The sequence below is a fragment of the Methanohalophilus euhalobius genome (genome assembly GCF_900215215.1).
Classification (GTDB): domain Archaea; phylum Halobacteriota; class Methanosarcinia; order Methanosarcinales; family Methanosarcinaceae; genus Methanohalophilus; species Methanohalophilus euhalobius.
Map to the genome: position 1 here is coordinate 107,763 of NZ_OBDR01000003.1, position 13,769 is coordinate 121,531.

General features: G+C 44.2%; 9 protein-coding genes. All 9 read right to left on the bottom strand.

The genetic code is table 11. The features are described from left to right. Window positions 1–311 precede the first annotated feature (311 nt). On the bottom strand, window positions 312–1,595 hold the full coding sequence (gene thiC, locus CP947_RS04395) for a phosphomethylpyrimidine synthase ThiC (RefSeq protein WP_096712031.1): 1,284 nt from the start codon (window positions 1,593–1,595) through the stop codon (window positions 312–314). 254 nt (window positions 1,596–1,849) lie between these two features. Beyond that, on the bottom strand, window positions 1,850–2,767 hold the full coding sequence (aglJ, locus tag CP947_RS04400; RefSeq protein WP_096712032.1) for an S-layer glycoprotein N-glycosyltransferase AglJ: 918 nt from the start codon (window positions 2,765–2,767) through the stop codon (window positions 1,850–1,852). Window positions 2,768–2,777: 10 nt separating this feature from the next. Beyond that, window positions 2,778–3,329 carry a TATA-box-binding protein gene (locus tag CP947_RS04405; RefSeq protein WP_013038250.1) on the bottom strand — a complete coding sequence of 184 codons (552 nt, stop codon included), beginning with the start codon at window positions 3,327–3,329 and terminating at the stop codon, window positions 2,778–2,780. An 80-nt stretch (window positions 3,330–3,409) separates the two neighbouring features. Next, entirely contained in the window at window positions 3,410–4,525 is a 1,116-nt protein-coding gene (gene scpB / locus CP947_RS04410; RefSeq protein ID WP_096712033.1) for an SMC-Scp complex subunit ScpB, read from the bottom strand. Window positions 4,526–4,542: 17 nt separating this feature from the next. Beyond that, complete coding sequence (locus CP947_RS04415; RefSeq protein WP_096712034.1) at window positions 4,543–5,361, bottom strand: segregation and condensation protein A; 819 nt, start codon at window positions 5,359–5,361, stop codon at window positions 4,543–4,545. Next, on the bottom strand, window positions 5,358–8,879 hold the full coding sequence (gene smc, locus CP947_RS04420; protein ID WP_096712035.1) for a chromosome segregation protein SMC: 3,522 nt from the start codon (window positions 8,877–8,879) through the stop codon (window positions 5,358–5,360). The genes CP947_RS04415 and smc overlap by 4 nt, the downstream gene beginning before the upstream one ends. An 18-nt stretch (window positions 8,880–8,897) precedes the next feature. Beyond that, window positions 8,898–9,611, bottom strand: coding sequence for a DUF7518 family protein (locus CP947_RS04425; RefSeq protein ID WP_096712036.1), 714 nt, complete (start codon window positions 9,609–9,611; stop codon window positions 8,898–8,900). A gap of 89 nt (window positions 9,612–9,700) precedes the next feature. Next, a complete protein-coding gene (locus tag CP947_RS04430) occupies window positions 9,701–12,370 on the bottom strand; it encodes an AAA family ATPase (RefSeq protein WP_096712037.1) in 2,670 nt (889 codons plus the stop codon). Further along, window positions 12,367–13,722 (bottom strand): metallophosphoesterase family protein, encoded by a 1,356-nt coding sequence (locus CP947_RS04435; protein WP_096712038.1) that lies wholly within the window; start codon window positions 13,720–13,722, stop codon window positions 12,367–12,369. Before CP947_RS04435 ends, CP947_RS04430 begins: the two co-directional genes overlap by 4 nt. Window positions 13,723–13,769 lie beyond the last annotated feature (47 nt).

The following is a 13,769-nucleotide window of genomic DNA, read 5'->3' on the forward strand; positions in this document are numbered from 1 at the left end:
AATGAGTTTATAGTTATTTCGCTGTTATTATTGTATGTGATATCGGAATCCGTCAGGTTTGTGAATCCGGACAATCTCACCCCCTGTCCCCACAACATCCGATACACCGCTTTCATCGGCCTGCAAGTATCTCCCTCTCCACATGATAAAAATCCCTGCAATGTTATACCGTAACCGTAATGTGTCCTCTTTTATATTTAAAGATACTATTAATATAGACACTGCAAGGTTTGAGAACTAATTATAAGAGAATGCCCGGGATAAAAAAAGAATATGGAAAGGAGAGTAGATAAAAGTAATACCCGGAGGTATTACTTTGCAAGATCGTAGTTCTGGTTTACGATCTTTAAGGCACAGAAGTTTCCGCACATGGTGCATGCATCTGTGTCTTCCGGTGCACGGCTGTTCCTGACATCACGTGCAAGTTCCGGATCAAGTGCCAGACTGTACATCTTTTCCCAGTCAAGGTCACGGCGTGCCCTTGCCATTGCCAGATCCTGATCACGTTTGTTTAGTTTGACCATGTCACCAACGTGGGCTGCAATCTTGGATGTCTTTACACCTTCGATAACATCTTCCTTATTTGGCAGGGCAAGATGTTCTGCAGGAGTTACATAGCACAGGAAGTCACAGCCGGCTGCTGCGGACTGGGATGCACCGATTGCGGTGACGATGTGGTCACGTCCCGGGGCAACATCTGTGACAAGTGGTCCGAGCATGTAGAATGGCTTGTGGTCACTCATGGATTTCATGAGTTTCACATTCATATCGATCTCGTCCAGTGGTACGTGACCGGGACCTTCTACAATAACCTGGAGGTCATATTCGTCGTGGGCCCTCTGGGCACATTCGGAGTTGATGATCAGTTCCTGGATCTGTGCACGGTCGGTTGCATCATGAACTGCGCCGGCACGCATTCCGTTACCGGTAGAAAGGGTAACTTCGTGTTCTTTGAGGATTTCACAGAGATAATCGAAGTCCTTGTAAAGGGGGTTTTCGGCTTCATTGTGGAGCATCCAGGAACTCATGAAGGCACCGCCACGGGAACAAAGTCCGCCATAGCGGCCATGGGCTTTAAGCCTGTCCAGTACGATGTTGTTGATACCGGTATGGATAGCCATGAAGTTTGTACCGAGTTTTGCCTGTTCCTCGGTTGCGTTCCACAGATCGTCTTCTGTCATGTGGACGATGGAACCGTCCCTTTTGGCTGCTGAGATAAAGGCCTGGTAGAGTGGTACTGAACCTACAGACAGATCGATTGCGTCACAGACCTTTTTCCTGATTCCGAGGAAATCCCCGCCGGTACCCAGTTCCATAAGAGTATCTGCACCGGCTGCCTGTGCTGCCTTTGCCTTCTCGACTTCCAGTTCCTCATCGACAATATCCGAAGAAGCTCCGATGGAAGCGTTCACTTTCGTAGTGAGGCCTTCTCCAATACCACACACTCTGATGTCCCTGTAGGGGGTAACAGGTATTACGATTCTGCCGGCTGCGACTCCACGGCGCACGAATTCAGGTTCCACGCCCTCAAATTCTGCAACCCTTTTCATCTCTTCGGTAATAATTCCGTTCTTGGCATCTGTTACGATTGACATGTTTTTACCTCGTTTTAATGATGGGAAATGGGTACATATTTTATTTAAACCTTATTAAAAAATCAAGTTGCATTGATGTAAAGTGATTTTGAGTTTGATGCATGTCCTGATTGGGCTGTACATGTATAATTAGTTAGCAGCAAGCAGGTATTGCTTTTGAGTGTACATGCATAATAAGAGAATCACATATAAGTAACAAAATATTGCTTCTAAAAAGTAAAGTGAAGTTGTTTTATCCTCCCTTCTGGCAAAAATCATCTTTGCTGACGGCGAAGGGTACGCATTGTTTCCCTGTGGAGGGATACTACGAGATCACTCAGCATTCCGAATATGAACATCTGGATTCCCGAAATAATGAGCAATGCTGTCAGGGTAGTCATTGGTATATGGGTAATACCTATCATCCATTCGCTTACGACATAGATTCCCAGTAATATGCCACTAAGAGTAAGTATGGCGCCCATTATCCCGAAATAGAACATCGGATTGTGAAATTTGGCCATTTTATAAATCGTACTGCCAATCCCAAAACCATCCTTCAGTGGGTTGAGTTTCGTATCTCCTTCATCAGGACGCGGCCTGTAGGTGATTGGAACAACTTCTACGCGGTGTTCTTTTTTCATACTGTCAACAGCAATCTCGGATTCGATCTCAAAACCCGTCTCATGAAGTTCCAGTTCCCGGATTGCCTGGTTTGTGAATCCCCTGTAGCCAGACAGGATGTCTACAAGATTTTTCCTGTATATGACACTAAAAAATTTGTTAAGTATCTTGTTACCGATAAGATTCAGTTTTGTAAAAGCACCCGGATCAAAATCTGCAAACCGGTTGCCAATAACATGGTCCGCCCTTCCTGCTTCCAGTGGTTCAAGCATTGAATGAACATCTTTTGCAAGATAGGTTCCATCCCCGTCGATCATAATGACATAAGGGTCATCTATCATCGCAAGGGCATCCTGGACAGCCTGACCTTTTCCTTTACCGGTCTGGGCAACAACTCTTGCACCCATTTTATTGGCAATTTCCTGTGTATCATCAGAGCTATTGCCATCAATAACAAAAATATTCCCGAAACCTTCGGTATTAAAATCTTCAATAAGCTGGCCGATGGTGGCACCCTCATTCAATGTGGGTATGAGGATGCAAACATCTTCCCTGTAATCTTCAGTCACACTTTTCCCTTTAAAGGAGGCCCATATTGTCCAGCTGTTGTCTTACTACTTCTACTCCTTCTTCGCAGTTTTCCGGGGATTTGCCACCGGTAACCACCAGTTTGCCGGAACTGAAGATTAGTACGACAACTTTTGGCTCATCGATCCTGTAAACGAGTCCGGGGAATTGTTCAGGTTCATATTCAATATTCTCAAGGCCGAGTCCGATTGCAATTGCATTAAGATTGAGCACAGCTTTGAGATCAGCGGATGCAACAATGTTCTGTACGGTTATATCCGGTTTTTCGAGGGTATCTATGCCAATACCGTTGAGTTTTTTGGCCATATCCGCAATTACAGTGTGTACATCATCTACGTTTTTGGCACCTGTACAGACCACTTTCCCGGAAGTGAAAACAAGAAATGCCGCCTTTGGGTTTGATACGCGATATACGAGACCGGGGAATTTCTGCTTGTTATATTCTGCTCCTTCAAATTCAGCTTCGATCTTTGTAAGGTCGAATTCCTCGGCAAGTTTGGTGGAAGCTACCACATTTTCTATTTTAATGTTATAATCTGTCATATTCTCAGGTCCTTGGAAATTGAAGCAAATAATTCCAGATAGTTTATATATTCTTATTGTTTCTTAATTTAAATACCTATTTAAATAGCTTTACCTTCTTCTGCCTTCCGCAGACCCTTGATAACAGCATCATACTTGCTTTTGACTCTCTCTATAAGGCCACCTTCCAGGTTACGATGGCTTGGGACAAGGATATCCGCTTTTCTTCCGATTTCCTCACCAGAAGTGTTTGTTTCATAATCCGGGGCAATCAGTATTCCATCTTTTGAAACACCGATATGCAGATCTTTAACAATGCGTGCCACCATCTCGGTTTGCGGGGTGACCCTGGCACTTATGGTCATGGCTCTTGATCGGTATTCATTCTTTAGTTCCTCGAGCAGCTCCAGGGTTTCTTTTACCCTGGCCGGGTCTCCCTCGCTTTTCAGTATATTGACGGCCTCTGCAAGATCATCAAACGTAGTGGATCCGGCTTCGATAATCTCTCCTGAATAATGTTTTTCCACCTCTTCCTTATATCCCCGGGAAATAACCATTTTGTAAACCGTATCAAGGGTCTGAAGTTCTTGCTCGGTGGGATTATAAGCATCTACCATGCGGTAATCTTTGATTCCACACATCTGTGCCAGCGATTCATACATGGGAGTAAATCCGACAAACCTGCGTCCAAGCCAGCGGTCAAGTCCTTCTTTGCCACTTTGCTGTTTTGAAAGTTCTATCATCTTGTTGCGGATAAGTTCGGGTTTATTTTTCTCAAGACCGAAATAATCTGCAAAAAGAGGGGTGGTGGAGAGCAGTTTTGTCCTGCCGTGGGGGGTACTTTCGATAAATCCCCGATCTTGCAATTCCCGGATATGATCATATGCCTTGTTGCCGCGCATATCTACAATATCCGATTGTACTACAGGCTGATGATAGGCTATCATGGAAAGGGTGCGTAGCATGGGAGAATTAAGCTCCCGGGGTGCAAAGGGACGGATAATATCGGAATACTTTGACCTGACCTGCATGACATATCTTTCACCCAGGTCCACGATCTCCAGCCCGGATTCTCTTTTTTCATAGTCCCGGATGAGGGTTTCTACAATTTTTGTGACCTGTTTTTTATCTTTGTCAAGTATTTTCTGCAGTTTTTGTATCTCAACTGCACTACCTGCTGCAAAAAGTGCAGCTTCAACGATTTCCCTGTCGGACATTTTTCAAACCAACCCCTTCAAACAGGCTGCTCTTTATTTCCATAAGAGTATATATACAATTCTTCGAAGAGTTCATCCTGTCTCAAACAGATTTTCCTCTGTGAAGCCATGAAAAGGAGGGACAGATACGTCATTACCCTTTCTGAACGGGAGGGTATGGGATCTATGATCTCAGTAAAAGTGACCGTTTCTTTCCCGTGCAGCATCTCTTCAATTATTTCTTCCAGGTCTTCGACACGCCCCTTTATGTCTTCCTCATGAGCAATACCAAGCACATCTTCAGTGGTAGGCTCCTCTTCCATGTGGAGGACACGTTTTTGTCGCCTCCGGGTTCTTCTGGATTCAACATTTTCTGCCTTTTTCAATTCGTTTATAAGTTCCTGCAGGGTGACAGGTCTTGTAGCAGCACGCCTAATCGGCAATTTGGGTACCGGATAGTCTTCTTCATTCTGGAATTCGAGATCATCATCAGGTATCTCTTCATCGGGTTCTTCATCTTCTTCCTGTATGATACCTGTGGATTTCATTCTGAGGAGAATGGAAGCATAAAGCAGTGTTCTGCCTGAGATCCTGAGATCCATTATCTTCATTTCTTCTATTTTTTCCAGGAATTTATCCGTAATCTCTACAATATCAATATCCCAGGGATTGATACTTTCACTTTTTGCAAGGTTTACGAGGATCTCTACAGGTTCACAGAGCACATCATCTGATAATTCCAGTTCTTCTTCGTCAACACCCAGTTCCTTCAAGGTTTTCAGGAATTCAGGGTCAATACCCTGTCCTATGTTTTCCAGCAACGGGATTTCATCGTTTTTTACCGATGTACTGTTCACCGTATTTTCACACCCGTAATACTTGTGATATTATCCTGCTGCATTGTTACGCCTATTGTGCGCTCGGCAGCTTCTATCATCGGTTTTCTCAAAGAGACAACTATGAACTGGGCATTGCTTGCCGCCTTTTTAACACGCCTGGCAACCCTTTCAGCATTTGCTCCGTCAAGGAACATATCGATCTCATCAAAAGCATAGAAGGGTGCGGGACGATATTGCTGGATAGCAAATAAAAATGCAAGTGCTGTGAGACTCTTTTCTCCACCTGACATCGCTTCCAGTCGTTGCAGGGTTTTGTCCCGGGGCTGGGCTTTGAGGGTCATGCCTCCGGAGAAAGGGTCTTTTTCATTGTCCAGCACAAGTTCCCCGACACCATCGGAAAGTTCATTGAAGATTTCCTTGAAGGCATCATTAATGCCATTGTAGGTTTCCATGAATGTTTCTTTTTTAAGGTTATCATACTGGTCGATACGATCCAGGATCTGCTCTCTTTCATTGAACAGTATTGCCCTGCGGCTTTTGAGATCAACAATTCTCTGCTCTACTTCCTCATATTCATCTATTGCCCGCATATTCACAGGTTCCAGGGCTTCCATTGCCTTTTCAATCGAAGTTATCCTTGTACGCACGGTTTCGTAACCAGGGACTTCATCAGTCTCTTCAAGGCCACGGCGTGTGATCTCTTCGCGGAGCTGTTCAATTTGTTCCTTCACGGCATCCAGTGTGGCCTCAAGTGCCATTTTCTGATTCTCTGCCTTTTCATAGCGGCTCTTGACCCTGTCAACTTCATCACGTTGGGTTGAGTAGGCCATTTCCTTATTCTTTCTTTCTCCCTGAAGCTGGCGCAGTTCACCTGTGAGTTCTTCTTCACGTTGTTTCTTTTCTTCCAGTTCGCTTTCCAGGGATGTGATCTTATTCTTGAGTTCTTCTATGCGCTCTTTTAGTGTACGCTTTTTCTCATCCATCTGGGCGATTTGTTCCCGATTTTGTTCCATTTTCTCGGTTGCGTATTTTTTATCGAGTTCAAGAGCATTGATCTGCCCGTCAATATCCCTTATTCTTCCGTCCAGGCGGCGCAGTTCCTCATCCAGGGATTCTGCCTGCTTATTGAGCTCGGGAATTTCCGAATCGGCGAGTTTTTCCTCGATCTGCGTTATGTTCTGTTGCAGGGATTGTTCCCTTTCTTCCAGATGCTCTTTCTTTTCAACGGTCTCATTCATCTCCGTTCGCATCTGCTGGCGTTCTTCCTCGATCTGCCTGAGTTCCTTATCCTTGGTATTGAGCAACTTTTCAAGCGTCTCTCCGCGCTTACCAATCTCCTCGAATTGCATCTGTTTGCGTGCGATCTCGTTCTCATACTGCTGGATTTCCTTGTTGGTGTTTGAAATATGCCCCTCGGTAGTATCCAGTTTATTGATCGCATTGCTTCTGCGTGATTCCAGTTTGGTAAGTTCTTCGGATATCCTGACAAGTTTATCTTTTTCAGAGGCTGCAAATGACAGGCCGGACTTGCGCTGGGAGCCACCGCTCATTGCCCCGCTTTTCTCAACAATCTCGCCTTCCAGGGTTACCATACGCAACCCGCCCATCAGTTTTCGGGCGTTTTCAAGGGTATCGACAACAAGGGTGTCCCGGAATACATACCAGAAGGCTGCTTCGAACTTCGGGTCAAAATCGATAAGATCAATAGCATAACCTATTACACCTTCCCTGTCGGAGAGGTTTTTGTAGGGTCTGCGTGCTTCCATCTTATTCAGGGGCAGGAAGGTTGCCCTGCCCGATCTCTGGCGTTTCAGGTAAGCAATAGCCCGGGAAGCATCTTCGTCCGTATCCACCACAACAGCCTGCATTCGTCCTCCTGCAGCGATTCCCAGGGCGGTTGAATATTTCTGGTTTACTTTCCCCAGCTCTGCTATGGTGCCATAAATACCGGGCAGGCCATGTTTGTCTTTTTCCTTGATTACCGCGTCTACTGCCCTGGAATACCTGCTTGTATCCTCTGCTGCCCTCACACGGGCTTCAAGCATTGCGTAGTCCTGTTGTTTGCTGCGTATGTCACTTTCAAGGTCGTTGACAACCTTTTTTATCTGAGAACGATTGCTTTCCAGGTCATCCAGGTCTTTTGTCAACCCTTCTATCTTTTCGTTGAGTTTGTCAATATCATACTGGACGGATTTAGTATCGCTTTCAGAGGACTTGGCCTTCTCCTTTGCCTGCCGGATCTCATCTTCTATTTCTGCTACGTCTGCGGATTTGCGACGCAGGGAATCCAGCAGCCTGTCCTCGTTACGCATGAGCTCGTTTTTCTGGGTTTTCAGTTGTTCCAGTTCTTCCTTGTTTGCAGAAAGCTCGTCCCTTGTACGGGCAAACTTTTCGTCCACATCGGCAATCCTGCTCTGCAGTAGCATTCTCTGGGTGCGTTTTTCAGAAATTTCCGATTGCAGGGTTTCCTTCTGGAAACTGTGTTCCTTAATCTTTTCCTCGATGCCATCTACCTTACCCTTTGATTCATCGATTTCCAGAAAAGACCTGCGTCTTGCGGCATCGATCTCATCGATTTCCTGGCCTGCATATTCGATACGGTCACTGCATCCCGATATTTCCCCACGGATCTCTTCAATTCGCCTTTTTACCTCGATCTGCTCATCTTCGCCCATCTTCTGGATGCGCTGGTTAAGTAAGCGTAATTCTTCTTCCCTTTGTTCCAGGACATCTTTTTTCTGTTTAAGTTCAGAGGAGATTTCTTCCAATTTTTCCTGCTGGGCGCTGAATTCCTGCCCGACTCCTTCAAGTTCGGTTTTTGCATCCTTGAGTTTAGAAAGCAGCACGAAACCTTCAAACTTCATCTTTTCTTCCTTGAGGGACTGATACTTGACGGCCTGGTCACGTTCTCCCTGGAGCTTTTCCTTTTGCTTATCCACTTCATCTATCAGGATATCTGCCCGTTCAATGCGCTCCCTCACAACTTCAAGCTCATTGAGGGCTCTCTCCTTCTTATTGTCAAACTCTGCTACCCCGGCAATCTCATCTATGATCTTGCGTCGCTCCCCGGCGGTCATTGTGATGATTCGTGTGACATCTCCCTGCATTACGACATTGTATCCTTCGGGGGTGACCCGGGCCTTTGCAAGATAATTGTGCACATCGCCAAGACTTACTGATTTGCCGTTGAAATAGAAATAGCTGTAGTAACCATTGTCTGTGCTACGTACCTTCCGGCTGATCACTACTTCATCGTTGTCAACAGGCAGTTCCCTGTCCTTGTTATCAAAATAAATGGTAACCTGGGCATTGTCGGGATTTTTGCTTTTTTCCCCGTTATATATGAGGTCGGTAAGTTTTTCCGCCCTCAATGTGCGGGAGCTGGACAATCCCAGTACAAAAAGAATACCATCAATTATATTGGATTTACCACTTCCGTTGGGGCCTGAAATAGTTGTGAAATCATCAAAAAAAGGGATTTTTACTTTTTTCCCGAATGATTTGAAATTCAGAAATTCTATCTTTTTAATATACACGCCAATCCTCTTTGGACTTTAGAACGATTTCTTCTTCCTGACGATTATTTCAGAGTCCTCATCTTTGTTTTCGACAGTTTCGTATTCGCACTCCTTTTTATTTTCCAGGGGTCCCTTGTCACCGGCAATTATGTATTCACAGTTCTCGTTCTGGGTTTCTGGCTTGATGGTCTTTTCCACTTTGCGATTCTCACTTTCAGCAACGATGTACTCATCTTTTTCCTCTTCAGAAACCTCATTTTCCTGATTTTTCTCAGAAGGCATCATTTTATCGACATCCCTGATCTGGAAGTGCATACGAGGTTTTCTTTTTTGCTCGGGGGAAGACCGGGATCTTTCAGGGGTATCGTTACTGGTTTCTGCAGGTTGGGGTACAGGCTCCTTTTCCTCGGTATAAGCATCCTGGCTGACTGTTCCTTCTTCATATTTGCTCCATGCATCGGACTCCCTTTCCCCGGGTTGCTGTTTGTTTGCCTGTTCCATTTCCCGGATACGCGATTTCTGGTCCAGGAGTTCCTCAAGGATTCCATTTATATTTGTAGATATTTCTTTGACCTGTTGCTCAAGTTCGGCCAGCCTCTTGTTTATATCCATATCATTTCTCAATTCTTCTCGTAGTTCCGTCATAATAGAACTCTTGAGATTTGTTTTGATATCGGATATTTCCTCTTCTTTGTTACGGATCTGCTTTTCAAGACGTTCAATAATTAAATCTCTCTGCCCGGATTCCATCCAATTCCTCGCAAAACGTTCATTCCCTCAATATGAATATGATTTATTTATTCTTATAAATATTCTATTTAAATTATTCTTATATGCTTTCATTGCGCAATAATGGAAGATATATTTGTAGTGGGATCTTTCTGGACTTCAAATACATTATCAGCCGAATCGATAAGGGTTTCATCGTGGGATACTATCAGTATCTGGCCGACTCCCATGTCCCTCATAAGATCTATTAACTTTAAAAGCTGGTGCACATGTCCCCTGTCCAGGAACACAGTGGGTTCATCCATGATCAGAGGGGGCATTTCATTACGGTATTCCCCGCCGGCCAGTCCTTCCGAAAGTAACCTGTAAATAGCACATCTTAAAACAAGGTTAAAGATCGCCCGCTCTCCTCCGCTCAACAATTTGGGTTCCAGGGGAGTCCCGTCCTTCTCATAGATGGTAAGCTCATAATCAGTATCCAGCTGGATATGTGAGTAGGCATTGTTGGTGTACATAAAGGAAAAGATTTCATTGAGCAATCTGTCCAGTGCATCAATATTGCGTGTACGCAGATCTGCACGCAATCTCATGTACATATCTTCCAGATTTTCTACATCACTTCTTACAGCTTTGAGGTACTTTTCCCGGTTATTGAATACTTTTAGTTTTTCCTGCAACGCTTTTTTCCTTTTGAGGTTGGTTTCTATTTGCCCTATTTCCTTTAAAAGATCCGTTTTTTGTTTGTTCTTTTCTTCAATATCCCCAATTATTTTTTGATAAGCTTGCTGGAATTCATGCAATTTCTTCTCCAGTTTTTCGATATTTTCCTTGCCAAGTTCGTTTTCAAGTTGCTTTTTATTCCTTTTTTTCTCTGCTATCTGTTCATCAATGAAACGCACATTTTCCTGAATATCCGCAATACCTGTTTTCAGGTGTTGATGATCACTCTGCATTTGTGTATGATCCTGCCTTATCTTTATCAGGTATTTTGCACTTTCAAGATTTTCTTTCATTTTCTTATGATGCTCGGTGGCAGTTTTTGCAGTTTGCTGTATTTCTTTTATTTCATCTTCGGCTCTTTTAATATCTTTTTCCAGTTCTCCTATCCTTTCTGAAAGTTCCTGTTTTTTCTTTTCATCCTCCTGGTTTTGTTTCTTCAATTCCTCATTGTAGGAGGTCAGGTTTTCCTGCTTTTGATTTATAAGCAATTGCTTCTGTCTTTTTTCATCGACCTGTTTTTTTATTTTGCCTGCCTCTTTTAGGGTGGCAATTTTCTCTTCGGTCCTTTGCGTGTCCTGGATGAGTTTTTCAAGTTGCTCCTCAAGCTCTTTTTTCTGTAATTCTTCCTCCTTAGTATCATTGACAATGGTCGAGCCCTGCAGGTCCTGTCCACATGTGGGGCAGGCTCCTTTTTCCAGCAGGTTTCTATGTTCTGTGAGTGTTTTTGAGAGCTGGTCTAGCCGGGTTCTGACTTCCTTTTCTTTTCCATGGAGATGACGTTGCTTGTTCAAAAGCAGGTCTTCCAATTCCTCCAGATTGTCCAGTTTCCTCCGATCAAAACCCATTGATTGGGCATTCTCAAGGAGTGTCCCGATCTCGTCTTCCAGCACCGAATACTCCAGGTTGATTTCCTCTATTTCCTTTAACCGATTCTTTTCCTGAGTGGATCTTTTTTTGATTGCTTCTTCCAGTGCACTGAGATTTTGTTTTGTTTCAGTCAGGCCTTTCTGTGAATTTTCCCTTTCCTGTAGTTTCAGGTCCTGTTTGTTTTTTATTTGACTGATTTTTTCATAAGCATCCCGCTCTTCTTTTTCTGTACGGGCAGTGAAATTGTCCACATCTGTGGTTTCGTCAAGTTCGAAATAATCATATAATTCCTGTATTTTGTTTTCAATTTCCAGAATGGATTTGTGGAGCCTGTCTCCCTCCTTCCTTTTACTTTCCAGGGATGTGAGAGCTTCTTTTTTCCGTTTTTCCAGTCCGCTTATTCCCCTGTCCAGTTCATCGATCTGCTTTTGGGTTCTGGTATATTGCTCGATGTGCTGGCGATCCTTTTCGATACGGGTGCTGGTTCTGTCTCGCATCGTCTCCAGATTCGCAACTTCCTGTTGCAATTGCTTCAAATCCGTATTCAACTGATTTTTCCTGGCCACGGGTTTGGTTGCGTCAATTGTTTCAATCTCTTCCTGCTGGTCCTTAATCCGGGCATGAGTTTCAGTGATATGTCTCCCCACACCGGTCCTGGCACTTTTTGCCCGCTCCCGGTACTCTTCCAGTCTGCCTATTTGCAAAAGGTCATCTATCATCCTCTGCCTGTCTTTTTTGCGGGCATTGATGAGAACGTCAATATCTCCCTGCCTGATATATACACAGTTCTTATAGGCTTCTTCATCCATGCGCAGCAGATTTCGAATGGAATCATACGTCTGTGTGGCCTGGTTTACAACTACTTCCCCGTCAATCTCCAGATAAGATTTGGTGGTGGAGGCTTTGCCCGTTTCGGGATTGTTGCGAAATTCCTGAATGACAGCATACTCCTGCCCCCTGTGCTCAAATTCGAGGTGAATTACAGCTTCTTCACATCCCTTGCGCACCAGGTCTGCAAGTACGAAATCTTTTGGAATCCCCCTGTGGCCGAAAAGTCCCACAAAACAGGCTTCAAGAAGGCTGGATTTTCCACTTCCGTTGACTCCCGAAACCACAGTTACACCATCGTTGAAATCAATCTCGAGATCACTGTAACTGCGTATGTTTTTCACTTTAAGTCGTTTAAATCTCAAAGATAATCCCCCAGATTGTACTGTCGTGGAACCTTTGTTTTCTGTGGTTTTTGCTCAACATCCTTGTCCACTGCATTGGTTTCCTTTTTCTTCTTCCTTGGAGGCCGGGATTTTTTATCTTCTCCCTTTTCAACGAAGACAGGCTCCTCCTTTTGGGATGGCTCTTCTTTCCGATTACTTTCAACTTGTTTTTGCCGGTGAATGTTTAAGGGAATTTCCTGACTGAAATCCATTTGTTCTATCATCGTCGCTATAGAAGCTTCTGTTTTGTGGTCGATGGTGGTTTTAGGTATGGACAGGTCCCTTATGATTTCATCAATCAACAGGCCTGCATCTGTAAGATCCATTTTCTTGATTTCTTCCCGGGCAGCAATGTCGGGATCTGAGAATATTATTTCCGGTTGATTTTCAGTCTCGTCAGGGCAATTGCTTCGCAAATCGGATATGCGACTGACCAGTACTCCCTGCTTATCAAGAAATTCTTCTATCTCACTATAGGCAATATCCACCTGTAAATTGCCTTTTAGTTCAATAAAAACGACCTTTTCCTTCACATCATATTCGCGGATCGTATTGAAAATATCGCGGTATGCATCATTCTCATCCTTGATGTCCACTACGATGTGCAAAAATTCTCTCGTATTTATTTGTCGCCTGCCTATATCAATGCCTTTTTGGGAAACAGTGATTAAATTATATCCTCTGGGTTCTTCTTCTGCAGCACTGTTCCTTTCTGTGCTTCCACAGTAGGTAACCCATGTATTTTCCACCTTTGTTTTTTCATACTTGTGGTAGTCCCCGAGCAATATTGCATCCAGTGCACAGGGGAATGAATGGATTACTTCAGCCACATCCCATTCCCCGAAAGGAAACGGTTTCATTAGCTGATGCATTACAAGGATATTGTGTGTAGCTTCCCGGGCAGTTTCAAAAACGGAGTAGTCAAAAGACTGTATCTTCGGTCGGGGGATACTGTCTATACCATAAATCGCAATATTGCCTGCCATAAAAGGACTGTTGCCCAGGCGCCTGACCAGACGCATGTTTTCCAGCAGATCGAGCCACTGGGTTTGCTGTTTGCTTTCATGATTACCCACAATTCCCAGCAGGGGAATTTCGGCCGCTTTTAATTTAGACATTATCTGAATTGTTTCGAGAATGTCTTCCAGGGTGGGATTGCGGGAATCGAACAGGTCTCCTGCATGAATTACAGCATCGACTTTCATGTCAATGGCATCATCAATTACCTTTTCAAAGGCTTCCAGGAAATCCCGGCGGCGTACATCGCTGTGATATTGCCGATAACCAATATGTGTATCAGCAGTATGTATTAACCTGATTTCTCTATCCATTACAGCATCCCGTTTTACATAATGTCAGCCTCTATTTAAAAAGGCAC

Bases quoted from the DNA above. Each gene is read 5' to 3' on its own strand.
- CP947_RS04425 (WP_096712036.1), bottom strand. From the start codon at position 9,611: ATGGAATCCGGGCAGAGAGATTTAATTATTGAACGTCTTGAAAAGCAG.
- thiC (WP_096712031.1), bottom strand. From the start codon at position 1,595: ATGTCAATCGTAACAGATGCCAAGAACGGAATTATTACCGAAGAGATG.
- scpB (WP_096712033.1), bottom strand. From the start codon at position 4,525: ATGTCCGACAGGGAAATCGTTGAAGCTGCACTTTTTGCAGCAGGTAGT.
- CP947_RS04435 (WP_096712038.1), bottom strand. From the start codon at position 13,722: ATGGATAGAGAAATCAGGTTAATACATACTGCTGATACACATATTGGT.
- CP947_RS04405 (WP_013038250.1), bottom strand. From the start codon at position 3,329: ATGACAGATTATAACATTAAAATAGAAAATGTGGTAGCTTCCACCAAA.